This window comes from Mesorhizobium sp. IMUNJ 23033 (genome assembly GCF_044778005.1).
In the GTDB taxonomy this organism is placed as follows: domain Bacteria; phylum Pseudomonadota; class Alphaproteobacteria; order Rhizobiales; family Rhizobiaceae; genus Mesorhizobium; species Mesorhizobium amorphae_A.
Window position 1 is genome coordinate 172,743 of sequence record NZ_JBJACT010000007.1, and the last position, 26,027, is coordinate 198,769.

A 26,027-nucleotide genomic window follows, 5' to 3' on the forward strand; every position below is an offset into this window, starting at 1 on the left:
ATGACGCGAAAATAAACTGGGGCCCAAGGCTGCGGTATAGGATCTCCCCTTTTTTCCGGATTCGAGTGCCATGGAAGAGTTTGTTGGTTTCTACTGGACGAGACCGGTAAACTGGGCTGGCTTTCGCAAGTTGCCCAAGGATGTCGAGCAGGCCGCAAAGCGGAGCAAAACCATCCGATACCAGTGCGAGCGCGTTCGACGCTGGGTGAGGAGCAATGCTGGAATTCTCGTCCGCGAATTCGTTTTCATCGAGAGAGACCCCGAAGAAGCCACATCCTCGATCCGTGTGGAGTTAGGGAAGGCAATTGAGGTATGCCTCGAGCGTCAATGCACATTAGTTCACGTCGACTTCGGCGCTGTGCAAATGTGGCGAAGGCATAGCTATATGAGGGATATTTTGAGAGTTAGCGGATTAAAGCCGATAGGTCTTCCTCCGGACTCCATCGATATAGATGGACGGTTGTTTGATCCGATTAGCCACTTCCAAGACTGGCGGAATACCGAATTTCTCCGCAGAGATGAACACAGACGCAGAGTGCGTCGCGTATTTGCCGAGGCCGAGGAGCGAATTCCAGAGGGTAGGGGACGCCCCAAGGCCATCGCGGGTTACCTGAATAATCTGGGCATAACGACCTTGACTGGTTTGCCGTGGACCGACGAGACCGTCAGAAAATTCAAGGCGTCGACCTCTCGAGGTTGAAGGCGGAGTGGGCTCGACTTGAACCGGCCCAACGTCTTGCAGAATCGATGATATAGATAGGGTCTGGAGGATTCGAGACAGCCCCTTGAGCCCAGCTATCCCTCGCCGACTCGGATGGGCTGGCGCCTCAGCATACATAAATTCGGAAGCACCTCGCCTTGTAGGACGGATTGACGGTGCCACCTCTTAAGGTTGCCCTATGTCAACCAAATCCTGTTCAATCATCATCGATCGGAAGATGATTTTCGATTTTTGGTTTACCGTTGTTTACCCTAAGTTGACATCTGGCGGTTCCAAAAGAAATTTCCCCAATGATGTAAACCAAACTCGCCCGGTTCCCAGTCGAGTGTTAAAGGGCGCTTCTTGTTTGCGCCATCTTGAAAATCGACGCGCAGGACAGACTGACCAAATAGCTAATCGGACAACAGGTGCCTTGTCCGAGCGATAGTCGTGGCAGCAACCTAGGACGCCGGAAATCCAAGGCGAATAGGTATTCGAACGGGTCGCTTGGCTAACGCCTGACAGAGTGTCAGAAGATCACTCAGAAGGGATCCGAGACGCACATTAGCGCCGCTGTCGGCGCGCAATCTGGCGTGTGGAGTCCATCGAACGGCTCGTCCGGAATAGATACATCGACTGCGCTACCTTTGGAATTTCAGCACCGCCTCATTGCCTTCAACGTCTTGAAATTCGACCAGGCGCCTCTCCTATCGTAGGCTCGCCTCCGAGACGTGGGACATCACATCCCTAACGTGCTGTAGCCTGTTGTCGGTTCACACCGTCTGATCCCCCGCGGTGGTGCTCGCCTTGTCGTCGGCTTAAGTAGAGTCCTCTACGAGCCGCTTTCTATCGGATGCCGATAGGCACCGACATCGAAAACGCGGTGCGAGCACCAGGAGGCTCAAAGCTCCATTCTACCCGGCGCTCGCCACGTCTCTAACAGTCCGTCGCCCGACGCTCTAACAGGAGAGCGAATAGGCGCAATTCGTGTTGAGGCCGGGCGCAACTTGTAGTCCGCTCTGGCCGTAGCCACTTCCGGAATTGCCCGTGCCGTAGCTGTTGCCATAGCTGTTTGGCTTCGTCCCTTGCGCGCCGGTATAGGGGTTCGTGTTGCCCTGCGTCGAATAGTTGTTGCTCGAATAGCCATCCGGATTGGATCTGTAGTGCGGCTGAACGTAGGTGCCGCTTTGCTTGTAGTAGCCATTGACGAAGGTGTCAGCGAAAGCCGCTGATGAGACTAGTCCAACCATCACTGCGCCCGCCGCCACGAGTTTCATTCTCATTTGCTGTAAGTCCTTCTATGGGCACCAAACGTGCCGCCGCCCACATACGCAGGCTCAACGGGAATGTGAAGCGACGTGAGAAAAGAAAAGGCCGGTAGACCTGGTCTGATCCAGGCAAAGCGTTCAACAAGCGCCTCCCTATCTACCAGACGCGAAACCGCCTCGAACCGCAGCGGCCGAAAACAAGCCGACAACGCCGACTTTGTTGAGCGCTCCGATCGCACTCCGGGCATCAGTCGCCTGCCGCCGGTAGTGTCAGTCCAGCAGCGTGCCTCTCCTGTCGTCGACCATGGCCTCAGTAGAGTCCTCTACGGAAGTATGGGTTTCGGTAGAGCGCTCTACCAATCGGCTCAAACATGCTGATATTTGCGGATCCACTCCTCGAGGGCGGTCGCCAGTGCAGGCCTTATGCGGGAAGGCGGCGAACGCCGTATCGCTTTCCAGAGCGACGCGTCTAGGGGCTTAAAGCCAAGCTCATGCATCACCTGGGTTTCGTTGATGACGCGCTTTCCCATGATGGTTTCGACGCGTTTCTTCGCCCATTCTAGGACATAGCTATCCGCGTCCACCACTGCTTTCGAGACGACAGTCGGCGGGGTTTTTTTGGCAGCTGTCCGGCTACGGACCCACGCCAGGAACTCTCGCTGTTCGGCGAGGCTCGCCTTCTTCCAGGCGTTCTTGAGAGCATTCACTGCGCGTGGCGGCTTCACGAGACCGGCCGCCTTCGCAGCCTCGTTGACGGTCTTGAACTTGCCAGCCTGGAGGTCCGCGTAGATCGACGGGAACTCGTCTCGCAACCTGCCCTCGTAATAGTCCCGATCGCGCTTTTGTGGTTTCGGCATGGCCTTGAGATGGTTGATTGCGGTAGCTACAATGGGCAATGCCAGGCTAGCGAGCCTGTGAATACCCAGCAAGCGCCGAGCGCCGCAGAAGCTCGCCTCGACAGGGCGCACGTTGGCGAGTTCTGGATAGCCGACGCAAATTTTGCGGCTCTGCTCTTCGCCATTATCCTGATCTTTGTTGGCACCGTTTGCGAACGACGATGGCAACACCGCTACAACCGCGCCAGCAACTCCTACACCTGGGCTTATTCACGCCAGGAGCTCACCAAAGCGCTGCCGAGCAGTCGGCGGGTCGCGTGGGTGATTCGGGACCAATGCGCCCGCCCGCAAAAAAGTGCGTGCTCGTCCGACGACCCGAGCGTCGATCGTTATAACGCCATCTGTCAACAACGACTTTAACCACTTTAACGGGCCGGGCGCCCGAAGGAGAACCTATGTCCAGTAATCCCGTGAAATCTCAAGAGCGCCTCGAACAACTGATCAAGATGCGCACCCTGATTTCCACCAAGCTCCTGCGCCGAGAGGCGGAGCTGATGAATTCGAAATGGCCCAACTACCGGTTTATGAGCCCCCTGGAAGCAACAGAGTTGTTCAGGACGCACTACACGGCTGCGCTCCAGTTCTACGTGCGGGTTAACTTCGACACGCAGCTGGCCCGGCGCGTTAAGGGGGTGCAACAGCACCTCCCTAGGCAGCGAACGGGGTCGTTTACGCAGCTGTGGCAGGCGCGCCAGTTCGCTGACGAATGGGGGCTTCCATACGATATGTTCTTGGCTTTTTGCTTCGAGTTCGCCAGCAACCGTAAGCGGACTTGGTCCCCCCTGCCTGGCCAACTGAAGCCAACGGAAAAGCAGCGAGACGCCTGGCTCTCAATGTGGCTTGAATATGCCAACGACCAATTGGGAGTCAGATTGCATGAACTGAACCAGCGCCCACAATTTCGCATTGAGCACGACCATGGCTTGCACCCCCAGAGCTTCTTCCGCGATTTCATGCAGACCCACTTCCGACAATTGACGAGCCACTGGACCGAACGAGTCGGCACCATGGCCATCGAGAATAGGGTCCTTTCCCTTGATGATTGCCTGGCGCTCATTCCGGAGGACGAGCGAGCAGATATCAAAGCTCGTGTTCTGGGCGACGTCCAACGGGGTCGCTGGATCGCTGCGCCGGTTGAGGCTCTCGACGACGAGGACTTTCATGTCGCATGCTTTGGCGTCCTGGAGAGCGTCGACCTTGCTAAAGAGCCTTGCGCTACCTGTCCGCTCTACGACGAGTGCGCGGTTACCGCTGAACGAGCCGCGGCCGAGACCATGGGCAGGACAGGGTCCCGTTCACCGGTCGATGAGGCCGACCGCGAACGCAACCGCAGGAACGTGGCGGCCCATCGAGCGAGGAAGTCGACGGTCTCCCGAGCGAGTCCTTCCGCGCCGCAGACTTCCCGTTGAGTGTGTGCTTGAGTAAGCGCTGCCTATTTGTCGTTCTTCTTATAAAGACTCATAGGCAATAGGAGGCGCTTACCTTACCTGCTTATAAGAAGAAGGAGTTGCCGGGGAGGGCATTTAGTAAGCGTTGCCTATTATTGATTGCTTCTTTTAAGAAGGACGAAACTAGGTGACGCTTACATCTCCGGCAGACCTGCTGGGCACTGCTGCCGTTGGAATTGACAAGGCAGACAAGCGGCAGGCGCTGTGGGACCGGGTGCAGGGCAAAGCCGGCGCACCTCCGCCAAGGGGGCTGGCGAAGAAGAAGGCCGAAAGGCTTGAGCGCGGCTCGGTGGGGCGGGTCAAGTTCCTCAAGGGCGAGGAAAATCTACGTCACGCGTCGCTGAAGGACTTTCGCGAGGAAGGCTGAAGGACTTTCGCGAGAAAGATTGACGGCGTGACAGCCTCTTGACTGCCTGCAAGGGGTAGATACGCTTTTGCAGCGTGCCTTGAGAGAAGCGGCCCTTGGCACCTTTAGGACAAGCCGCGTGATAACCGACGATGGGGGAGCCCCTACGTCGAAGAGAAGCAAGAAGCAGCACATAGGTCTGCCCGACATCACTCCTTGAACAAACGGCTGCCGCCAGCTCGTGGGCGTTTACAGCCTGAAGAGGCATGGAGAAAGTCATGACAGCAGAACGATTGAAGATCCGCGATGTCGGTGACGGTTATGAGGTGCTTGACTACGACGGCAAGCCCATCGCCATTTGCGCTACTATTGTCTATGCGGCGCGTTACGTGCGAGGTTTTGCAGCGCGTTTCCAGCTCGACTGGAGCCGCGCCGTCGCCGACCCATCCACGTCCAGTGACTATTGCGCCAGCTTCCTCGGGTCCGAGAGCATTGGCAGGATAAGAGCCGAGACCGGCTTTCGTTACGCAGGGCATTGGACTTGGTGGATCAGCACCAATGACGACCGCTGGCGCAAGCCCGGCGGCCGGCGAGGGCGAGAGGCGGGCAAAGACTTGGCCATGGTCAGGCTAGAGCACGAGTTTACATGCTATCTGGCGAATACGCCCGACGGACCTTCGCCCTACGCTCTGGCCCAGGGTCTAGAATGACTATCGCGACCCCTAGCCATCGAACGAACGCGACATTCTTCACTTCCAGCGCTTGGGCTCAGTGAGCCGCGCAAGCAGGCTACCAGAGGCTTGAGCCAATGAACCTTCGCGGTGTGCACATTGACCCGACCATCGTTTTCGCCAAGATGGAGCTATGGGGTTTGCAGCATCTGCTGCGGGGGATTCGATGAATGTATTTGAGTTGGACAGAGTTCTCGTAAACGACTACGAGCGCTTTTCCCGGTCGTTCACGCGCATCAGGGCCGAGGATATTCGCCGGAGCGTCGATGAAATCTATGCCAGCGGTCGATTCTGGCCCGAGCCACTGATCTCGATCAACCCGCATTTCGAAAGCGGCGACAGGATAGACGACCTGGTGCGTGACGGCACCCTTCACCCTAATACGGGAAAGATCTTTCGCGTCGCCGACACACCAATCAGGCTGCATCGCCACCAGCAGGAGGCGGTCTCGAAGGCGGTCTCCCGAAAATCCTTCGTCGTCACTACGGGAACCGGATCGGGCAAGTCCCTGTGCTTCTTCGTGCCGATAGTTGACGCGGCGGTTCGCGCCCGGGCTGCAGGTGAGCCGCAGAGAACGCGCGCCATCATCGTCTATCCGATGAACGCGCTAGCCAACAGCCAGATGGCCGAACTGAAGAAGTTCATCGATCAGTCGGGACTCGACGGCAGGCTGCGCCCGACCTTTGCCCGCTACACGGGCCAGGAATCTGCGGAGGAGCGCGAACTGATAAGCAGAGCGAAGCCCGATGTCCTGCTTACGAATTTCATGATGCTCGAACTGTTGATGACCCGTCAGAATAGGCTCGACCAGACGGTCATCGCAAATGCACGGGGTCTGGATTTTATTGTCCTCGACGAACTGCACACCTACCGCGGCCGTCAAGGTGCGGACGTGGCAATGCTTGTCCGTCGTGTGAGGGATAGGCTTTGCGCTGACAAGGAACCCGTGTGCATTGGCACGTCCGCGACTATGGCCAGCGAAGGATCGGAGGCGAAACGCGCGGAAGTGGTGGCTAGCGTCGCGACCAGGCTGTTCGGGACGAGCGTCTCGCCAGATGCGGTGATCGACGAAACCCTGCAGCGGGCTACCGACCAGTCGATCAAGGCAGATGGGTTGAAGGCCAGTCTGGTCGATATCATCAATGGCGAGATCCCCGCGCACCTCGACGATGCGGCACTCTACAAACACCCGCTCGCCGCCTGGATCGAACTTGAGATCGGGCTGCTCGACAAGCAGACGCTAAGCCGCCGGCCGCCGATGACGATCTCGCAGGCCTCCAAAAAGCTGGCGGACTTCACGAGTTGCGCCCAAGACATTTGCCGCAAGCAGATCGAAACGATGCTAACCTTGATGAGCCTGGCCGAGAAAGACCGAGGCGGCTCGGGTGAGCGGGCATTCCTGGCGTTCAAGCTGCATAGGTTCTTTTCTGGCGCTGGGCGTGTCTACGCGACCCTGCGAGGAAGGGATCGGCATGTCACTCTGGAGGGGCAACGCTTTGATCCCGACGACGAGGAAGCCAGGCTTTATCCGACCTTCTTCTGCAGGGAGTGCGGCCAGGAATTCCATTCGGTAACGCTCGCCGATGACGAAGGCGTGCGGCGGATGCTGCCGCGCTCGATCGACGAAACGCCGATCGAAGACCCGGATGTGGAAGACGAGGCCGGCTATTTCATGCCGATACCCGAGGGCGACGCCGATTTCACCTTCGGTGGGGCGCCCGAAGACTTTCCCGAGGATTGGACGGAGCCCACCGCAAGCGGTCTCCAGCTGAGAAGAGACAGGCGAAAGTGGATCCCAAGAGCGTTGAGTGTTCAGGTCGATGGGCAACCCCGTGAACATGGCAGGCATGGCTTGTTCATATCCGGAAAGTTCAGGTTTTGCCCCGCGTGCGCCGACCAGCCATCCGCTAGGGCTCGGGAGATCAACAAGCTCGCAAGCCTATCCGCCGAGGGGCGCAGTTCAGCAACGACACTGCTCGTTTCGAGCACCTTGCGTTGGATGAACAAGCGCGAACACGGCATTCCGCTCGACAAGCGAAAGCTCCTCGGTTTCACGGACAACCGACAGGACGCAGCGCTACAGGCAGGCAACTTCAACGACTCCCTATTCGTGACTTTGCTGAGGGCAGCGATACTCGCGGCGGTCCGCGACGCCGGCGGCGAGGGGCTAGGCGACGACGAATTCGGGCGCCGGGTGCAGGCAAAGCTGGGCTTCCTCGCTGGCAGGGACGATCGCCGCCAGGAATGGATGATCGCTCCGGAGACAAAGGGTATCCATCGTCAGGATGCCGAACGTGCCCTTTCACGCGTTCTGACCTATCGGGTCTGGGCCGACCAGAAGCGCGGTTGGCGCTTCACTAATCCTAATCTCGAAGAGCTGGGATTAATATCGGCGGTATACTCGGCGTTGGACGAGCTGGCCCAGGATGAGGACGCATTCGCAAATGCACCGGCTGAGCTCCGCAATTTAGCGCCCGATCGAAGAAAGGAAGCCCTGCGCATTCTGTTCGAAGCGCTCCGGCATGGATTAGCGATCACAGCGGAAGCGCTCGAGCAGCAGACGCTCGAAACGACGATGCGCTCTGCGGGACAGTTTCTGCGCGAGCCTTGGGCCATTTCGGAGCGCGAAAACCTCCGCTCGGCAGCTGCCCTGATCGTCGGCGCGCCGAAGAAGAGCGAAACCAACCTTCGCAGCGAGTCCTTGATAATTCGCGGCGGACCGCGGAGTAGGCTTGCAAAGGAGTTGAACCGGTCCAGCATCTGGGGCGAACGGCTCTCCGGTAGCAGATATCAGGAGGTGCTCGAAGCGCTGCTAAGCGCTGCCGCTACTTATCAGCTTGTCCGTCGCGTCCCGACGGTCTTTGACGTCGAGGGATGGCAGCTGGCGGCCAGCGCGGTCCGGTTGGTTGCTGGAAGCACCCATAGAAAAAAGCAACCGAACCCCTATTTTCTCGACCTCTACAACTATCTGGCTGCGGCACTTGACGGTGATGGTGACGGCCTGTTCGGGTTGGAAAGCCGCGAACACACCGCCCAAGTCGATCAGGAGCGGCGAGAATGGCGCGAATGGCGGTTTCGCTACGGGCAAGACGACCAAGAGCGCATCGCCGAACATCGCGAAGCGATGCGGATCGCGATGGAACCGGATCAGTTCCTTCCGACGCTATTCTGCTCGCCGACGATGGAGCTGGGCGTCGATATCTCGGCACTCAACACCGTCTATCTGCGAAACGTGCCTCCCACGCCGGCGAACTATGCCCAGCGATCCGGACGGGCGGGACGTTCGGGTCAGGCGGCGCTTGTCGTCACCTATTGCGCAGCTCAAAGCCCCCATGACCAGTATTACTTTTCTCGCCGCGATCAGATGGTCGGCGGGATCGTGCGCCCGCCGGCGCTCGACCTTGCCAATCGCGAACTGGTCGAGGCCCACCTGCATGCGGTGTGGATAGCCGAGGCCGGCCAGGAGTTGTCGCCTGACATTCCGCATGTCCTAGACCTCTCCCAGTCGGGCTTGCCGGTAAGCCGGGAAATTGCTGAGACCTTCGCGAGTAGCGCACTCGCCGAGCGGGCTGTTGGCCCGATGCGCCGCGTTCTGAACAGCATCGACTTTGAACTCTCGGCTTCCCAGGCCAGTTGGGCTGCCAATCGGGAGGAACTCCTCGCTTCGGTGGTCGCGAACGCCAGCACGCAATTCTCCGCTGCGTTCAAACGCTGGCGGCAGCTTTACGAAGGTGCGCGCACGCAATTGATCGAAGCCAATCGCAAATCGGAAATGCACGGTCTCGACAAGCAGGAGCGAAGAGACGCCAAGATTGCCCAGGCGCAAGCCAACGAACAACTCGCTCTTCTGGAGAGGGGGAAAGCAACCGGCGGCTCCGATTTCTATACCTATCGCTATCTGGCGACCGAAGGGTTCCTCCCGGGTTACAACTTCCCCCGGCTGCCGCTCTACGCCTACGTGCCGGCCATCGGCGCCGGCGGCCCCAAGGCCGCCTATCTGCAGCGCGCACGGTTCCTTGCCATAGCCGAGTTTGGACCGCGAAGTCTTATCTATCACGAGGGTCGTGCCTATCGCGTCTATAAGGCCAAGCTGTCGCCGGACATGCGCGGCACCACGGACGGCAAGCTGACGACAACAAAGCTCTACATCTGCGACGCCTGTGGCGCTGCCCATGATCACGAACAGGATCGATGCCATGCCTGTGGCGCGCTCATGGCGGGGATCCATCCGATCCGCAGCATCCTGCGCATCGACAATGTCGAGACGACGCCTGCCGAGCGAATAACGGCAAACGATGAGGATCGGCAAAGACAAGGCTTCGAGATACAAACCGTCTTCAGTTGGCCCTCACGCGACGGCCAGGTCGATGTGACCTCTACGACTATGTCGGATCAGGATGGCCCGATCGCCAACGTCCACTATGCCCACGGCGCTCTTATAAGTCGGATCAATAAGGGCCTTCGCCGGAGGAAAGAAAAGGCGATTCTCGGTTTCGGCATCGATGCCGCCACCGGGCGATGGACGAAGACACCTGATGACGACGGCGACGAGGCCGACACGCCGGATGGCCCCGTCACGCAGCGGGTTGTGCCGATCGTGCAGGACAACAAGAACGCTGCCTTGTTTCGTCTTGCGGACGAGCAGATGAGCGAAACCTCCATTACCACGGTCCAGCACGCCCTGACGCGCGGCATCGAGATCGCGTTCCAGCTCGAGGAAGGTGAAGTCCTCACTGAGCCGGTGCCCGGTCGCGAAAACCGCCGAGCCATCCTCGCCTTCGAGGCTACCGAGGGCGGCGCTGGCGTTCTCGGACGGATCGTTGAAGAACCCGAGGCCATCAGGAGAGTTGCAAGGACAGCGCTGCAACTCATGCATTTTCAGGGACTGGAGGAAGCCATCGCCGCCCGCGATCCCAGCCTGCTGGTGGATGTGCCGGACGCAAATTGCGTGAAGGGGTGCTATCGTTGCCTGCTTTCCTACTACAACCAGCCGGACCAGGAACTTATCGATCGGACCGACAACGATGCGAAGCGCGCGCTGTTGCGATTGGCCTGCAGCGAGGTCCGACCGGCATCGGTTAGCACGCCGGACGCGGCGGGCGGAACCTGGGCCATGGCTTTTAAGGAAGCAGGCATCCCCAGTCATGACACCGAGCCACTGAAAATCGGCTCGCAAACATTGCCATTCGTATGGCGGACACATCTTGTGGCGGCAAGCGATTCCCCGGTGGGATCTGAAGATCTCGCCGAGATCGAGGCGCTTGGATTTGCGCTTGTCGAGTTGCGGCATATGCCTTCGCCATCGGCGTTGGCGGAGTTGCGGGGTTTGCTGGGAGTATCGGATTGACGGCTACGTTTTCTCCCGGAGACCTCGTCTACGCTCGAGGTCGCGAGTGGGTGGCTCTGCCTTCGCCGGACGAGGGTTGGCTTTGCCTTCGGCCGCTTTCGGGCGCGGAGGCTGACGTCCAACTCATTCACCCTGATCTCGAGACCGACAAGCCCCGGCCCGCCCAGTTTGCGCTGCCAGAACGAGAGCCGTTAGCCACGCAGTCCGCTGCGCAGCTCCTATCGGAAGCCCTGCGCCTGTCGCTACGTCGGGGCGCCGGCCCCTTCCGTTCCGCCGCTCGCCTGTCGTTCGAGCCGCGTGCATATCAGCTCGTTCCGCTCATCATGGCGCTCAGGCTGCAGACGGTCAGGCTGCTGATTGCAGACGATGTGGGTATCGGCAAGACAATCGAGGCGGGGTTGATCCTCCGCGAATTGATCGACCGTGGTGAGGCGGAAGCGTTCGCCGTCCTTTGCCCGCCGCATCTAGTCGAGCAATGGACGGGCGAACTCAAAGAAAAGTTCGACATTGACGCGGTTGCCGTAACTGCGGCTTCGGCCGCCAGGCTCGAGCGCGGGTTGCCCCAGCACATGACGCTGTTCGATGCGCATCCGCAGACGGTGGTCAGCCTCGACTATATCAAAGCCGAAAAGCGTCGCGACTCTTTCGCAAGGGCCTGCCCGAATCTCGTTGTCGTGGACGAGGCGCATGCCTGTGTCGGCACGCATCAGGGCCGTCAACAGCGGTTCGAGTTGCTGAAGCGGCTTTCCGCGGAGGCGACCCGCCACATGATCATGCTGACCGCCACGCCGCATAGTGGCGATGAGGAGGCATTCGAGCGTCTCCTGGGACTCATCGATGCGGAGTTTTCCGGCCGGGCGTTCGAGGACGAACGTTCACGCATCCGCCTCGCCCGTCATTTTGTGCAGCGCCGCCGTATCGACGTCACTTCGCGGGAGTGGGGAGAGGAACGCTCCTTCCCGCGTCACGAGACGAGTGAAAGTTCCTACAGGTTCGACAATGCGCACAGCGCCTTCCACGACGCTGTCCTCGACTATTGCCTTGGTGTGGTCGAGGGTGCCGGGTCGGGCCAGCGCGAGCGACGGCTGGCCTTCTGGGGCACGCTCGCGCTTATGCGGTGCGTCGGCTCATCTCCGGCTGCCGCTGCGAGCGCACTCCGCAACCGCTTAAAGTCCGACCCCGATCGCCTGGGGGATCACGTTTTCGACGATGACGGGGAGGACGAGGATGCGATCGATGTCGAACCAGCTTCTGGGCTCGATGCCGGGCCACTGGCGTCCCTCGTCGCGCAGGCGGAGCACTTGGCCCGTTTGCCGGATCCCAAGATTGCGGCGATCGTGAAGGTGCTCGAGCCACTCATCAAGGCCGGTGCCAATCCCGTTGTCTTCTGCCGCTACATCGCCACCGCCGATCACGTCGCCGACGGTCTGCGCAAGGCATTCCCCAAACTGCAAATCGAAGTGGTCACTGGCGCCCTTACCGGGGACGAACGCCGTGCTCGCGTTGAGGCCATGGCCAACGACGCGCACCGCTTGTTGGTTGCCACGGATTGCCTGTCCGAGGGCATCAACCTGCAGCATTTGTTCGACGCGGTGATCCACTACGATCTCTCTTGGAACCCGACCAGACATCAGCAGCGCGAGGGCCGTGTCGACCGTTTCGGCCAGTCGGCGCCTCTGGTGCGTTCGGTTCTCCTCTTCTCGCCTGATAGCGCCATCGACGGAGCGGTGCTGGAGGTTATCCTGCGCAAGGCGGAAGCCATCCGGAAGGCCACAGGTGTGAGCGTTCCGCTGCCGGAAGAGCGTGGCGCAGTAACCGGCGCGCTTATGAACGCGGTGCTGCTGCGAAAGGGTCGCACCCGGCAGTTGTCGCTCGACTTTGGTTTCGACCAGGATGCCAGAAATTTCGAGACGCGATGGCGCGATGCCGAGGAAGGCGAGAAAGCGTCGCGAGCACGTTTCGCGCAGAACGCCATGAAGCCTGAGGAAGTGGCGCCGGAATGGAGGAAATGGCGCGATCTGTTGGGTGGGCCGGCGGAGTTGCTTCGCTTTACGAATCGCGCGATGGGCAGGCTCAACGTGCAACTCGAAATGCAGAAGCACAATTCCTATCGGGCTCATCTGAGCGAGTTGCCAAAGCAGATTGCCGAGCGCTTGGCCTCCCGTGGCCTTGAGGGCACCGCCAAGCTGTCTTTCGAAGAGCCGCCGTCGCCCGGTCACACCGTCGTTACGCGCAGCCATCCGCTTCCCGCGACGCTGGCCGAATCCCTGCTGGAGGGCGCGCTGGATCCGGTGTCCAGCCCACTGAACCCTATAGGCCGTGCCGGCGCCTGGTCGTCATCCGCGGTCAAGATCCTCACGACCGTTGCCCTTTTGCGACTTCGCTTCAAGCTCACCGTTCGTGGCAGGACAGAACGCATGTTGCTGGTGGAGGAGGCGAGTGCGATTGCGTTCGACCCTGCTGGTGTTGTCGCTTCCGGCGAGATGGCGCGAAAACTGCTTGACGGAGAGGCCGCCGGCAACCTGGCGGATGTCGCGCGGCTGCGTCTCATTGAAGCTGCTCTGACCCGCATTGCCTCGCTGATCGAGGGGCCGATTGCCGAGCACGCCAAGGCTCGCGCCGAGGCACTTGCCGAAGATCACGAGCGTCTACGTCGAGCAGGCGCCGACGCCAGCCGCTTCATTTCGCGCGTGTCGGTGGAATCCGTTCACCCGGCTGATGTCATCGGCCTCTACGTCCTCGTGCCCGGCGTAAACTGATGAAGAAGAAACCCGTCGCGCTCGAATTCACGGCACTCCAGATCGAGGGAAACCTGATTTCGCCTGCCATGTTGTCGGCCATCGACCGGCGAACCGCCGGCAATCAGGCCGAGGCCGACTATGGCGTGCCCAAAGGTCTCACCATCCGCGACGAGATCGCGCGCTACTTCCGCATCGGCCAGGCATTGTTCGAGGACTTTGCCAAGGTGGACGCGCCATCGTCGCTCGCCGCGACCCGCCTCGTCGAAAAGCTTCTCAGCCAGGTCTTCGGCTTCTCCACCATCGTCCACGTGGGAAGTCGCACCGAGAACGGCCGGCTCTTCGCTGTGACGCTCGAAGCCCTCACAGGTCGAGTTCCGGTCATTGTCGTTCCGCCGTCGGATGACATCGACCATGCCAGCGACAGCCTGCCGACTGATGGCCGCAAACGTTCAGCAGCTACCGCGATGCAGGACTGGCTCAACCATTCGGACGCAGCACTTTGGGGCCTCACGTCCAATGGCGAGAAGCTGCGCCTGATGCGTGACAACCAGAGCCTGACGCGGCCGACTTACATCGAGGCCAATCTGCGCCAGATCTTCGAGGCCGAGGATTTCGCCAGTTTCGCGGCGCTCTGGCTGCTTCTGCATGCAAGCCGGTTCGGCCAACCGTCTGCGCCCGCCACCGACTGCGCGTTGGAGCATTGGCGCGAGCAGGGCGCGAAACAGGGCCTCGTCGCGCGTGACAGGCTCCGCGACGGCGTTGAGGCATCGCTGGTTGCATTGGGCACAGGTTTTCTAGTCGACAATCCGACGCTGCGTGAGCGTGTCACATCCGGCGAATTGCCTTTGGTTGATTTCTTTTCGGAGCTTCTGCGGCTCGTCTACCGGCTGATCTTCCTGATGGCGGCGGAGGACCGCGACCTGCTGCATCCGCCCGCAGCCCCAGCAACAGCAAGAAAGCTCTATACGCAAGGCTATTCGCTGGCAGCCTTGCGCGAGCGCTCTATTCGTCGCTCTGCATGGGACAGCCATCATGATCGCTGGGAGGGCTTGAAGATCACCTTTGCCTCGCTCGACCGCGGAGAAAAGCTGCTTGGGCTGCCGGCGCTAGGAGGCCTTTTCGCGCGCGGCGAGGTTCCTGACCTCGAGCATGCGCGCTTGTCCAATAAGGCGCTCATGGAGGCGATCTATCGCCTCGCCTGGCTGAAGGACGCGTCGTCGCTGCAGCCGGTCAACTGGCGTGACATGGAAACCGAAGAACTCGGCTCGGTCTATGAAAGCCTGCTGGAGCTTACCCCACGCCTCACTGATGACGGCCGCGCGATGTTCTTCGCCGAAGGCGCCGAGACCAAGGGTAACCAGCGCAAGACGACGGGCAGCTATTACACCCCGGACAGCCTCGTGCAGACGCTGCTGGATTCCGCGCTTGATCCGGTGCTTGACCGCATTGAGGCCGACGCCGAGGATCCGGCCAAGGCGCTCTCCAAAGTGACGGTCATCGACCCGGCTTGTGGATCGGGTCATTTTCTGCTTGCCGCCGCCAGACGGATTGCGACGCGGCTGGCGCGTGCACGATCTGGCGGCGTTGCGAGTGCGGCGGACTATCGCCATGCGCTCCGCGATGTAGCCCGGTCGTGCATCCACGGCGTCGACCGCAACCCGATGGCGGTGGAACTGACGAAGGTCGCGCTTTGGATTGAGACCGTGGAACCGGGCAAGCCGCTCGGCTTCTTCGAGGCCAACATACGTTGTGGCGACGCGCTGCTCGGTCTGTTCCATCTCGATGCGTTGAAAGAGGGGATACCGGACGGGGCCTATAAGCCGCTCACCGGCGACGACAAGGAAACGGCAAAACATTTCGCGGCTCGCAACAAGGCCGAGAAAAAGGGCCAAGGCTCACTCGACTTCGCTGGCGGCGGCGGACGCCTGCCCGTTGCGCCGCCGCTTGCCCGGGCCGCCGAGGCGTTGCGCGCGCTGCCCGAGGATACCGTGGAGGAGGTCGAGCGAAAACGGAAAAGCTGGGCCGCCGCAGAGCGCGATCCAAGACGCTGGGCCTGGCGTATCGCCGCCGATCTTTATGTTGCCGCCTTCCTTACACCGAAGACCGGCGGCCTGCCGCAAAACCGCGTGCAGGTGACGATCCCGACCACTGGCCAGGTCTGGCAGGCCCTTGCGGGAGGCACAGTCTGGGGTCCGCTGGTCGGACGTGCTCAGGATCTTGCTGGCGTAGCGCGCGCCTTCCACTGGCCACTGGAATTTGCCGACGTTATGGAGCGTGGCGGGTTCGATTGCGTGCTCGGCAACCCCCCGTGGGAGCGGATCAAACTTCAGGAGCAGGAATTCTTCGCTTCCCTTGATCCAGAGATCTCCGAGGCGCCGAATGCGGCGGCACGCGGCAAGCTGATCGCGGCGCTTGCGAAAGCCGAGGCCGGCTCGCGCGAACGCAATCTTCACCAGGCTTTCGAACTTGCGAAACGCGTAGCGGAAGCCGCATCCGTTTTCATGCGCATTCCTGGCGAGGACGGCGGCCGGTTCCCACTCTCAGGCCGGGGCGACGTCAACACCTATGCGCTGTTTGCAGAACTGTTTGCCACGGTCGTCGGGCCGAGCGGACGCGCCGGACTTATCGTTCCAACCGGCATAGCGACCGACGCGACGACAGCACTGTTCTTTGGTGAGTTGATTGATCAAAAACGGCTTGTGAGCCTCACTTCATTCGAGAACGAAGCGTTCATTTTTCCTGGTGTGCACCATTCGTTTCGGTTTTGTCTTCTAACGTTGTCGCGGTCGCTTAGCGCGGATCCGGAGTTCTGCTTCTTCTTACGAGGAACTGAAGAGTTTGAAGATAGGGAACGCCGGTTCCAGCTTTCTGCAACTCAGATCGCTGCAATCAGCCCGAACACCAAGACAGCTCCGATATTCCGCGCGCGAGCAGACGCCGAACTAACGGCTAAGATCTACAGCTGCGTGCCGGTGCTGATCGACGACAGCAAGGGCGACAAAGGCAACCCGTGGGGCGTGTCATTTATGGCGATGTTCCACATGTCGAACGATAGCGGACAATTCCGCACTGCGGCCCAGCTCCTAGCGGCTGGGCTGGTGCGCGACGGGACCGACTGGATAACGCCTGAAAGCCCGCGACCAAATCAATTCGCGCTTGAGCGCGAGGGCTTGAATCTTGATGTGTCGGGCCGTGGGGTTCAGCATGCTCAGCGCTATGTGCCGCTCTATGAGGCCAAGATGGTTTCATTTTACGACCATCGAGCGACATCGTATGGGGAGCGGGGAGATGATCGTGGCTTTCGTGTTCTCCCGGCTGTGAGCGAAACTGAGCACGCGTCCCCAAGCTACGAGATCGAGCCATTTTATTGGGTGGCCACGGATGCAACTGAAGAACGCCTGCAAGGACGCGGTTGGAAAAATCGTTGGCTTATCGGCTGGAAGGATATAACTACTGCTAGCAGCGAGCGGACACTTATTCCGGCCGCAGTTCCTCGTTTTGCTTGCGGGGATACTTTTCTATTAGCTTTTACAGGTTCGAACGAAGCGCAATCTGCGGCTCTTTTGCTAGCAAACTGGTCTTCTATTGTTTGCGACTATACAGCACGACAGAAAGTTAGTGGACTTCATCTAAAGTATAATATATTCAAGCAGTTGCCGGTTATTCCGCGCTCTTTTTATACAGATGAAGATATTGCGTTTATTGTTATGCGCGTGCTAGAGTTGATATACACTAGCTATGCAATGAAGTATTTTGCGAACGATCTAGGCTTCGACGGCCCGCCCTTTGCGTGGGATGAGGCACGCCGCGCCCTTTTGCGAGCCGAACTCGACGCCTTCTATGCGCGTGCCTACGGCCTGACGCGCGACGAACTCCGCTATATCCTCGATCCCTCCGATGTGAAAGGCTCCGACTATCCTTCCGAGACTTTCCGCGTGTTGAAGAATAACGAGATCAAGAAATTTGCCGAATACCGCACGCAGCGCATGGTGCTCGAAGCTTGGGACAGAATGGAAGGCGAGCGGCAAGATCGTCGATGACTTAGGGAACAGAGACCACGAGGGATTCTTGGGGAAGTGGCGTGAGTGATCAGCTTCAGTTGGTAAATCGATTGGAGGAAGTGACCGACAACATCCGCCGATACAATCGCGATTTGGCTGGATCTGCGGAACTCCAAACCCGCCTCAGCAACCACATCAATTGGTATGCGATACCCGATGGACTTGTCGGCTGGTTGTTCGGCCCTTCCAAGTTCATTGGATACAGCGACATGACCGCCGAGCGGTATCTTGAAAGTCGGGAAAGCAATGGCGAGCTGCACGGTTGGGATACGGAAGCGAAGGCCGGGCCGTTGAACGACGCGTTCGTCTTGTTAGATAGGGCGACAGACGCGGATGTGTTCACTGAACTGAACCGCCTTCTCGCAACTTACGGAAAAGACCTCAACGCGCGCGCCAAGCTTAAGAAGCTGAAGAGCGAGTCCCTTGTGGCAACTAGCTTGCCCGAAAGCCCTCCGGGCTCAATGGTCGCGACTGAGTTGCGGAAAGCTGCCTACGCCAAAGGGTTCAGGATCGAACGTGGGGAGACCAATGGTTGGCAATCCTACGCATCAACTACCGCCCATGGCCAAGCGTTTCTCGCGGGCGCGGGTATCCATGGGCCTTGGTTCGCGGCCTTCGATCACCCCGGCGTTGTTGCCGAGCTCGCGCTACCTAACGCGGATATGGCCGGGCCTGGGTTAGCGCGATACCGATTCGAAACATTGTCCGGGCTCTACGAAGCGATCGATCAAGCCTACCGTCTAGGCGACAGCCTGCCGGATGCTCCCCTCCAGCAGTTTGAAACGGCCGTCAAAGATCTTCCGGCAACGACGGAGGTCCAACGGGCCGTGCTCCAGCGCATCGGCCAGGACATTTTTCGGAGGTCGCTCCTCCGATATTGGCGAGATCGTTGTCCGCTGACAGGCATTTACGAACTAGCGCTGCTTCGCGCCTCACACATTGTCCCGTGGGCCTTGTGCGACAACGATGCCCAGCGGCTTGATGTGCACAACGGGCTGCTCCTGTCGGCCTTGTGGGACGCCGCTTTTGACGCCGGTCTAGTCTCGTTCAGTGATGAAGGCCTGGCGCTATTCTCGCCATCGATGGGTGAAGACGCGCGCCATGCAATGCGGACCGAAGGCACGCTTCCCTTGCTCAATCTAACGCCCGGCCACTGCAAGAACCTCGCCTGGCATCGCGCTCGTCATGGCTTTGCGTAAGGCGTTGGATTGGGGATCATCGTGGACGAGAAAAAGCTCGCTGCCTATTCGCTCGAAGAACTCGAGAACCTGATCGCGAATTATCGACGAAAAGGCCGGGAAAGCGATCCGGTCTTTCCAGAAATTTTGACCGCCAGGGAGCGATTGAAAAGCCCGTCTCTCGATTTTCAGACGACGCTCACCATTATTCGCCGCGCCGCAGCCGAAGGACGATTTATTACCTATAAGCAGGTCGCGGATGAAAGTGGCGCCAATTGGGCCAAGGTCCACTGGCAGATGGGGGATCATCTAACAAGGCTTTGCGAATACGCGCATAGGAAAGGCTGGCCGCTTCTGTCGGCTATCGTCGTAAACGGAGACAATGTTGAGACGGGAAGGTTGAAGCCAGAGAGCCTTGCCGGCTTCATTTCGATGGCGAGAGATTTTGGAATCCCTGTCCTTGACCCCGTCGAATTTCTCATACGAGAGCAACAGAGAGTATTCCAGTGGGCGAACACCGTTGCTACTGATGAAGCGGGCACGAACTAGATTTTGCAATCGGCAACGAGAATCCGGGGGGGATTTCAAATGCAACCAGCCTATCATCCACTTGCCAATATTTTTGGGACGCAGACACGGCACCTCGTGCCGTTGTTCCAGCGCCCGTATGTTTGGAACAGGGAAGAACAATGGGAGCCCCTCTGGGAAGACCTTTCTCACCTGGCGGATCGCCTTGTCACGGCAGACGGCAAGAAGGTAGCTGGCCACTTCCTCGGCACCGTCGTTCTCGAGCAAGCCGACACGCCCAGCGGCCGCGTGACGAGGCGCGAAGTCATCGACGGCCAGCAGCGTCTAACGACGCTGCAGATCGTGCTCCAGGCGGCAAAGCACGCTTTCGCTGAGATCATCGGCGCAGGCAACGAGCCGGCGGAGAAGGCCGCTCGGATCGAGATTCCTCGGCTCGAAGCACTGACTTCGAACCCGCCGGGATATGAAGAGGAAGAGAAATACAAGGTCTGGCCGACGAACGAGGATCGGGCCGCGTTCCGGCAGGTCATGGATGCAACTGGCCCGCAAGGCCTCGTGGGCGTGAAGACGCGCATGGCGGAAGCCTATGCGTTTTTTGTTGAGTCGATGCGGAGCTGGTTGGGTAGGGGGCCCGCAGAGCAGCGCGTGCCGGCGCTTTCGTCCGCGCTCAAAGATCATCTCCGCCTGATTGTTCTCGACCTCGATAGTTCGGACGAGCCACAGGCGATCTTCGAAACCCTCAACGCTCACGGCACGCCCCTGCTGCCGGCCGACCTGATCAAGAACTGGCTCCTCTGGCAATTCGCGCGAAGAAACGATGATGCCGCCAAGCCCTATGAGAAATACTGGGCCGGCTTCGATCGCGATCCCGGCTACTGGCGCCAAAAGATAGGCACTGGGCACGCAGCCCGAGCACGCGTGGACACTTTTCTCCAAAACTGGCTCATTTGCCGCGTTCGTCAGCCGGTCTCGGCCAATCACCTATACGATCAATTCCTGAAATACGCGGGGCAGCGGGTCTCCCCTGAAGACATGCAGTCCGTTCATGATCTTATGAACGACATCCAGGTCCACGGCAGCCTCTTCCGACAGATCGACCAACCGGTTGGACGCTCCCGCTTCGCGACCTTCTGCACTCGGCTGAAACCGCTGGATATGTCGGTGTTCCAGCCTGTCTTGATGGCGATCATGAGTCGTGAGGGATCGACCGAAGACGACATGAATTTGGTGGCCGCGGCCCTTGAAAGCTATCTTGTCCGACGGATGGTTTGCGGTGGCCAAACCAGAGGTTACGGTAATCTGGCGATTGACCTGATTGGAGTGATCAACTCAGTCAATGCGGCCGAGCCGGTTGCTGCGACGATATCAAACTATCTTGGCGCTCTCGCCGGCGCTCTGTGGTGGCCCGACGACGAGCGGTTTAGGTCAGATTGGTGCGGTCGGGTCTTCTACGGCAATTTCCGCCGCGCGCGTGTTCTTATGATGCTGCAAGCTCTCGAGGAACACTACCAGACACCGGGAGCTTTGGGCGAGCCGGTCGTGGGCTTCGATTTCTCCAAGCTCACCATCGAGCACATCATGCCGCAAAAATGGCGAGATCATTGGCCTTTCGATGGGGATGAGACCGGCAGGGTCAACAGGGATCGCGCGCTTCACGGCATTGGCAATCTTACGCTGGTCAGCGACTCGCTAAACCCGTCGCTGTCAAACTCGGCCTGGAGGCTGCCGCCTCGCGCCGACGGCAAGCCGAATTGCAAGTCGGTCGCGCTCAAAGCTCATTCGAAATTGCAAATGAATGCCAAGCTACTTGATCGGTGGCCGGATGTTTGGAGCGAACCACAGATGCTCGAACGAGCAAATGCGCTGTTCGAAACGGCGCTCCTGATATGGCCTAGGCCGGGCAAGCCGTTGCAAGCAGACCCACCTCCAGCGACGCACACTGACAACAGCTTGTCTGTTGCAGTATGACTCAGCCTCGTCAGCCAGCTTATGCGAGACGATGAGGTTTCTTCGAGGAATGCCGAGAAAATTAGCCCGTTGCACCGGAGGACCTTATGTCCGTTGAACCGCGCCCAAGTCGCCTGGCGGTGCTGATTGACGCTGACAATGCACCTGCCAAGATTGCAGACGGCCTCTTTGAGGAAATCGCAAAGATCGGCGAGGCGAGCGTCCGACGCATTCACGGCGATTTTTCTAGCCCGCGGTTGAAAGCCTGGACGGAAATTCTGTCCAAGCACGCCGTCATCCCTCTATTGCAGCTCTCGAACACCAAAGGCAAAAATGCATCGGATATAGCGCTTGTTATCGACGCGACGGATCTCTTGCATAGCGGTAGGTTCGACGGCTTCTGTTTGGTCTCGTCGGACAGCGATTTTACGCGGTTGGCCGCGAGGATTCGGGAGCAGGGGGTAGACGCATACGGTTTTGGCGAGCAGAAAACGCCAGAAAGCTTTCGACAGGCATGTCGCCGGTTCATCTATACGGAGAATCTCCTTCCGGAAGCGGCGACTGCAGGCGCCAAGGCTGGGCCGACAAAGCCTTTGGAGACGCTGGCACACGCTTCGCGCATCCTCAAAAGGATCATGTCTGAAAATGAAGGAGAGGATTGGTGGATCGCCCTCGGACAGCTCGGAAACCTACTCGCCAATCACGCACCTGATTTTGACCCACGAACCTACGGTTCCAAAAAGCTCAGTGATCTTGTCCGCAAGATTGAGACGTTGGATGTGAGCCAGTCAGAGACAGGCCACCCCCCTGTGCGCCTGAAGCCGATCTATCGCGCTGCGGCATCAGAGATCATCTAACAATGGGTATGTTTCGCAAGAGCGCGCGCCATTTTTCTCCAGTCGCCCTTCATCGCATGAAAACGCTCTTCCTGGTTGCCCGAGGGTAGCCGCTGGTAGCTGCCCCAATACCCCGGATGAGCGAGCCCGAACACAAGGTATTTGTCGACAATTATGGGAGACTGCGCGTAGCGATAAGATATCCAATCCGCATTGGACCCCAGAAATCTCATTGCTCCCTCAAACGACACCTTCCCCAAACAAGCTATGACCTTGAGGCTTTTCATCTCGCGGATGACGAAGTCGAAGATGGGCTGAGAGGCCGCTATTCCGTCGTCCAACGCGCCGCCTGCCTTCAGAAAATACAATGCGTTCGCGTATAGGACGCCGCAATTGGTCGCGTTTGATCCACTCAGTTCGACGTCGCGGCCTATCGATCTGAGCAACTTGCAGATCGCTGGATTTGTGTCCTTTCCCACCTTGTAGCGCCCGTCGCCATCGTTGTGACGCCAGGCCAATTCAGGTCCGTATTTCTTGAGAACGGCTTCAAGAACTGCCGCGGAGCAAAATCCTGAGCGAGCAGAAGCAAGTCACCATGCCAGTCACCACACAACGTCTCTGTCCCGAACAGGTTTGGACCTATGACGCCGTCCTTAAGTGGGTTCACAAAGCCGCGGGGTGCCTTCAACTGAATTATCTCTGCCGGGATGGCGGGAGTTTTGAACATCGGAGTTGCTCGTAGCATTGCCACTAGGTCCATCTTGCGTCGGAACACTCGCCAATGGTTTGGCTCGGCGCTCCGCTGGTCAATTCGACATCAATGGGCGTTCTCGGCTCCTGCTGTAACCACCGTTCGTCCATTCTGGCCGTATCCGCAGGTCCGTCACTTCATCTGCCAGGCATTCGTATCTCGAAGTCGCGCTTGCCTGCATGGGAATGGAGAAGCGCTCGCCATGCACCTGAATTTGGTTAATCGTGCCGAAATAGCCGCAGAACAACTGCCGCTCCGGGATGACCTGAACGGTTACCCAAGCGAGCTGCGCGTGGTAGCGCCGGGCAATACAGAGAACGTCAGCACCCTTCTTGCGCACGTTGTAAGAGGGGTTCAGGAGCCCGCTTGTCTGAAATTTATTGCGGGTCTTCACGCTGATTAGATACCTAAGCCCGTCCCTCTCGGCATAGATGTCGCCGAATGGATGGTTGCAAGTCTCGGCGTTTACATCTCTTTCTTGGACGAAGCCTGCGTGTTTGAGCAGAGCGAGCGTCTTGTTCTCCCCCCATCGGCCTAACGCCTGAATCCGCTGTATCTCGCTGAGCATATCGCCTCCGTGCTCGCTTGTGACAGATCAATCCGACATAGAAAACAGCCATCTCTTTGCTGTCTCAAAGGTTAGCTGTCCCAAAAATCATCCAGTTCCTTTCGATGAGAGTCTACACGTTGGCTGCGTCGTTCGACTGCCGTTTTCATCGTCTGAAATCGGCGCTCAATATTCTGTTTGAGGATCAGGTCGATACTCCCATTGTCCGGAGAATCGTCTCGGTCATAGAGATTACTTTCAAGGAGGGAGGCAATCGTGTTAGGCGGCGACTTAAAGGGGTGTGATGGATATCTGTAGAGGTTCGATTCAATCGTTGCATCGAGGCGTCGGCCAAGATGACGGGCACAACTCAACGCGTCCACCTCCTCAACCAATTGATCAAACGCCTGCACCCATCTCTTTTCGAAAGTCGGCCAATCTTCGGCACCCGCAGTCAACGTGCTCAGCGCCACTCCTCTTGGAACACGGAACCATCCGATCCCATCGTGACTATGTGCTTTTTCCGCATCATTCGTGTCATCATAAGCCGCGACCTCTGGGAACGGAGCCGTTCGATATTCCACCAACGTCCAATTCCTTACAAGTGGAACGCTGTCGCCGTATGGTATCGTGGCGACGAACTCCTCGGCGTCCCAAAGCTCGGCGGTTGTCCGCAAGTCGAACACCGGCTGAGGATCAAGGGACTTGCCCAGCGGAGCGATGCCTAGACGCACTTGCAGGTATTTGCGAAACTCAAGTGTTCGCGCCCCCACGGCGGACGGAGGAACGTCCTCAAAGCGCTGCTCAATCGGCAGGTGGGTGCCCGAGATAAACTTTACCGGGACTCTGACTAGGCTCCGTCTGTATAAAGCGGTAGAGGGGATTGCTGTTGAAAAATACAGCCAAACCGGCATTCCATTCTCAATGTGTTGAGGAAGACTATACCTCATCACAGTATTGACAGCGAAGTCTCCCTCGTCGGTATGTAATGGAAACGACGCCAGGTATCGATAATAGTCATCTATTTCAGTATGTCTGCGTAGCCACTGTGTCATTTTGTGTAGCATCTGGGCAACTTCAGAAAAATCGAAATCTTTGTCAGAGTCATTGTTGTTAAATTCACTATACGATGAGCCCTTAAATAAATCAATTATGGTTTCTTTTTCGCTCCAAGTCGCCAGATTAGCTGCCTTTTGTGCCAAAAGTTTGTAGTTTCTTATGTTGGAGATCAATTTATCTGGTCTATCGCTAGATTCAGAAATTGTATAATTCCAAAGGACCTTCGTCGATGATGTGTCAGACCCCAAGTTCAGGGCTTGCACTACGTCAATCTTCTTATGGCCTGATTCAGTCTCGAAGCGCTCGAGGATGCGGTGCAGGTTCGCGGCAACCACCGGTCGGTCAGACTGATCCATTTTCGGGCGGCGTCGGGTTTCGGCCTCCAACGCTGCGAACGTTCGATCTATGTGCTGCTCATAGCTTTGCTTACGATCCGGTTGATGTCGCCGACGATCATGAAATGAGATGACGTTGCTCTCGGTATCGCTCATATGAATCTACTCGCGTTTCGAGTTTTCCGGGTCGGCCCCTGGCGCCGATACCTTCGGCCCGAACAAGCGCTGTGCCGGAGAACAGTCACGACCTCTCCTGTGTGCTCGGACCAAACCACAGCAATCTTATTCAGCTTTTCGAAGTCCTGTTCGTGAGGGCATGTGCGTTCCAACTGGGCAAGGCGCTTCTTGCTGACGAAGTATGTCCTACAACCGCCCCCTGCGTGGAGGTCCACGTCGCTTTCCATCAGGATGAAGCTGACCATTGAGGGTTTGATTCCCCTCTGCTGCCCACGCGTCGCGGCGTGCGGGGACATGCGAGGATGATCACTGAGGTGTTGGTGCTGTGTCATCGGTGCTCCTTTCAAGCAGCCCATGAAAACTGGTTTCCTAGAGGCCCGCGCTGTAGGGTCACGCCGGCAGTTGTTCGAATAGATATACGACAGAGTGAGGAAAACTGCATTCCAAATCGACGGAAAAAATCTTGGAATAAAGTAGGTCCGCAGTCGGAAAATATCTCTCCAGAATTTGGAACAGACTCAGGAACATCAACTCAGCCTATCTGCACGAGGCGGTGCATGTGCCGGAATGAAAGTCGGCGACTTCGGAGTTGGTCTTTTGGCGCTGCATGCTCACCGGCGGGCCACAAGGCTGCAGACGGTGGAGAAGGTCACGGGCAAGCCTGCGCCTTGGGTCCAATGGCGTGATCAGGCCGGCCACGGCTTGCCTCACGAAGTCCAACCTCATAGGCAGCCAATGAGCCGGCGCCCACGATGACGGGATCTGTCCACCCATTCTCTCCCGGAGGGCTGATTGCGACCATCGGCGTTTGAAGTCCAGATGCGGCTAATTCACCGGCCCTTCAGTGTGCCACGATAACTGTTCTGACCAGTGGCGAACGGCACCAGAGCAAGGCGCAATTTGTCATGCAGTGCGGCAGCGACGATTAGGGGCGTCGCCTCCGTCATTGACGGCGATACGATCCAAGTCCACGGGCAGCGCGTCCGATTTGATGGTATCGACGCTCCGGTATCCTCCCAACCGTGCGACGACGCGAAGGCTTTCGCTACCTAGCGCCCAATCGGAACCGGCACGACTTCTAGGATCCTGCCGGCAGCTGTCGAAAAGATTCGGCGTTGCGATCCCCGAGGC

16 protein-coding genes are annotated in these 26,027 nt (G+C 58.6%); 11 read left to right on the plus strand and 5 right to left on the minus strand.

The window, feature by feature from the left end:
* Window positions 1–70 precede the first annotated feature (70 nt).
* Window positions 71–700, plus strand: a complete 630-nt coding sequence (locus ACFX5Q_RS11445; RefSeq protein ID WP_404277763.1) for a hypothetical protein — start codon at window positions 71–73, stop codon at window positions 698–700.
* A gap of 959 nt (window positions 701–1,659) precedes the next feature.
* Here ACFX5Q_RS11445 and ACFX5Q_RS11450 read toward each other — a convergent pair.
* Window positions 1,660–1,983, minus strand: a complete 324-nt coding sequence (locus ACFX5Q_RS11450; protein WP_404277765.1) for a hypothetical protein — start codon at window positions 1,981–1,983, stop codon at window positions 1,660–1,662.
* A gap of 350 nt (window positions 1,984–2,333) precedes the next feature.
* Window positions 2,334–3,035, minus strand: a complete 702-nt coding sequence (locus ACFX5Q_RS11455; protein WP_404277767.1) for a hypothetical protein — start codon at window positions 3,033–3,035, stop codon at window positions 2,334–2,336.
* A 224-nt stretch (window positions 3,036–3,259) separates the two neighbouring features.
* Between ACFX5Q_RS11455 and ACFX5Q_RS11460 the strand changes: the two genes are divergently transcribed.
* The 10 genes from ACFX5Q_RS11460 to ACFX5Q_RS11505 all read left to right on the plus strand — a co-directional run bounded on the left by ACFX5Q_RS11460 (window position 3,260) and on the right by ACFX5Q_RS11505 (window position 22,048).
* A complete protein-coding gene (locus ACFX5Q_RS11460; RefSeq protein ID WP_404277769.1) occupies window positions 3,260–4,273 on the plus strand; it encodes a hypothetical protein in 1,014 nt (337 codons plus the stop codon).
* A gap of 166 nt (window positions 4,274–4,439) precedes the next feature.
* Window positions 4,440–4,679: a hypothetical protein gene (locus tag ACFX5Q_RS11465; RefSeq protein ID WP_404277771.1), complete on the plus strand. Its 240-nt coding sequence runs from the start codon at window positions 4,440–4,442 to the stop codon at window positions 4,677–4,679.
* Between the two features lie 257 nt (window positions 4,680–4,936).
* Window positions 4,937–5,368: a hypothetical protein gene (locus ACFX5Q_RS11470; protein WP_404277773.1), complete on the plus strand. Its 432-nt coding sequence runs from the start codon at window positions 4,937–4,939 to the stop codon at window positions 5,366–5,368.
* 187 nt (window positions 5,369–5,555) lie between these two features.
* Complete coding sequence (locus tag ACFX5Q_RS11475) at window positions 5,556–10,736, plus strand: DEAD/DEAH box helicase (RefSeq protein ID WP_404277775.1); 5,181 nt, start codon at window positions 5,556–5,558, stop codon at window positions 10,734–10,736.
* Window positions 10,733–13,495 (plus strand): helicase-related protein, encoded by a 2,763-nt coding sequence (locus ACFX5Q_RS11480; protein ID WP_404277777.1) that lies wholly within the window; start codon window positions 10,733–10,735, stop codon window positions 13,493–13,495. The genes ACFX5Q_RS11475 and ACFX5Q_RS11480 overlap by 4 nt, the downstream gene beginning before the upstream one ends.
* Window positions 13,495–17,517 carry an Eco57I restriction-modification methylase domain-containing protein gene (locus ACFX5Q_RS11485; RefSeq protein ID WP_404277779.1) on the plus strand — a complete coding sequence of 1,341 codons (4,023 nt, stop codon included), beginning with the start codon at window positions 13,495–13,497 and terminating at the stop codon, window positions 17,515–17,517. Before ACFX5Q_RS11480 ends, ACFX5Q_RS11485 begins: the two co-directional genes overlap by 1 nt.
* Window positions 17,518–17,558: 41 nt before the next feature.
* Window positions 17,559–18,737: an HNH endonuclease gene (locus ACFX5Q_RS11490; protein WP_404277781.1), complete on the plus strand. Its 1,179-nt coding sequence runs from the start codon at window positions 17,559–17,561 to the stop codon at window positions 18,735–18,737.
* Between the two features lie 21 nt (window positions 18,738–18,758).
* Window positions 18,759–19,265 (plus strand): hypothetical protein, encoded by a 507-nt coding sequence (locus ACFX5Q_RS11495; RefSeq protein ID WP_404277783.1) that lies wholly within the window; start codon window positions 18,759–18,761, stop codon window positions 19,263–19,265.
* A 39-nt stretch (window positions 19,266–19,304) separates the two neighbouring features.
* Window positions 19,305–21,212 (plus strand): DUF262 domain-containing protein, encoded by a 1,908-nt coding sequence (locus ACFX5Q_RS11500; RefSeq protein WP_404277785.1) that lies wholly within the window; start codon window positions 19,305–19,307, stop codon window positions 21,210–21,212.
* 86 nt (window positions 21,213–21,298) lie between these two features.
* Window positions 21,299–22,048: an NYN domain-containing protein gene (locus ACFX5Q_RS11505; RefSeq protein WP_404277787.1), complete on the plus strand. Its 750-nt coding sequence runs from the start codon at window positions 21,299–21,301 to the stop codon at window positions 22,046–22,048.
* Here the strand turns inward: ACFX5Q_RS11505 and ACFX5Q_RS11510 are convergent.
* The 3 genes from ACFX5Q_RS11510 to ACFX5Q_RS11520 form a co-directional block, all read right to left on the minus strand.
* Window positions 22,045–22,395, minus strand: a complete 351-nt coding sequence (locus tag ACFX5Q_RS11510) for a hypothetical protein (protein WP_404277789.1) — start codon at window positions 22,393–22,395, stop codon at window positions 22,045–22,047. The two genes, ACFX5Q_RS11505 and ACFX5Q_RS11510, sit on opposite strands and share 4 nt — an antisense overlap.
* Before the next feature lie 438 nt (window positions 22,396–22,833).
* Window positions 22,834–23,346 (minus strand): hypothetical protein, encoded by a 513-nt coding sequence (locus tag ACFX5Q_RS11515; RefSeq protein WP_404277791.1) that lies wholly within the window; start codon window positions 23,344–23,346, stop codon window positions 22,834–22,836.
* Between the two features lie 71 nt (window positions 23,347–23,417).
* Window positions 23,418–24,875, minus strand: a complete 1,458-nt coding sequence (locus ACFX5Q_RS11520; protein WP_404277793.1) for a hypothetical protein — start codon at window positions 24,873–24,875, stop codon at window positions 23,418–23,420.
* Window positions 24,876–26,027 lie beyond the last annotated feature (1,152 nt).

What these genes read in the sequence shown, in the direction of transcription:
- ACFX5Q_RS11500 (WP_404277785.1), top strand. Translation starts at nt 19,305, where the DNA reads ATGCAACCAGCCTATCATCCACTTGCCAATATTTTTGGGACGCAGACA.
- ACFX5Q_RS11470 (WP_404277773.1), top strand. Translation starts at nt 4,937, where the DNA reads ATGACAGCAGAACGATTGAAGATCCGCGATGTCGGTGACGGTTATGAG.
- ACFX5Q_RS11445 (WP_404277763.1), top strand. Translation starts at nt 71, where the DNA reads ATGGAAGAGTTTGTTGGTTTCTACTGGACGAGACCGGTAAACTGGGCT.
- ACFX5Q_RS11515 (WP_404277791.1), bottom strand. Translation starts at nt 23,346, where the DNA reads ATGCTCAGCGAGATACAGCGGATTCAGGCGTTAGGCCGATGGGGGGAG.
- ACFX5Q_RS11460 (WP_404277769.1), top strand. Translation starts at nt 3,260, where the DNA reads ATGTCCAGTAATCCCGTGAAATCTCAAGAGCGCCTCGAACAACTGATC.
- ACFX5Q_RS11450 (WP_404277765.1), bottom strand. Translation starts at nt 1,983, where the DNA reads ATGAGAATGAAACTCGTGGCGGCGGGCGCAGTGATGGTTGGACTAGTC.
- ACFX5Q_RS11505 (WP_404277787.1), top strand. Translation starts at nt 21,299, where the DNA reads ATGTCCGTTGAACCGCGCCCAAGTCGCCTGGCGGTGCTGATTGACGCT.
- ACFX5Q_RS11520 (WP_404277793.1), bottom strand. Translation starts at nt 24,875, where the DNA reads ATGAGCGATACCGAGAGCAACGTCATCTCATTTCATGATCGTCGGCGA.
- ACFX5Q_RS11485 (WP_404277779.1), top strand. Translation starts at nt 13,495, where the DNA reads ATGAAGAAGAAACCCGTCGCGCTCGAATTCACGGCACTCCAGATCGAG.
- ACFX5Q_RS11475 (WP_404277775.1), top strand. Translation starts at nt 5,556, where the DNA reads ATGAATGTATTTGAGTTGGACAGAGTTCTCGTAAACGACTACGAGCGC.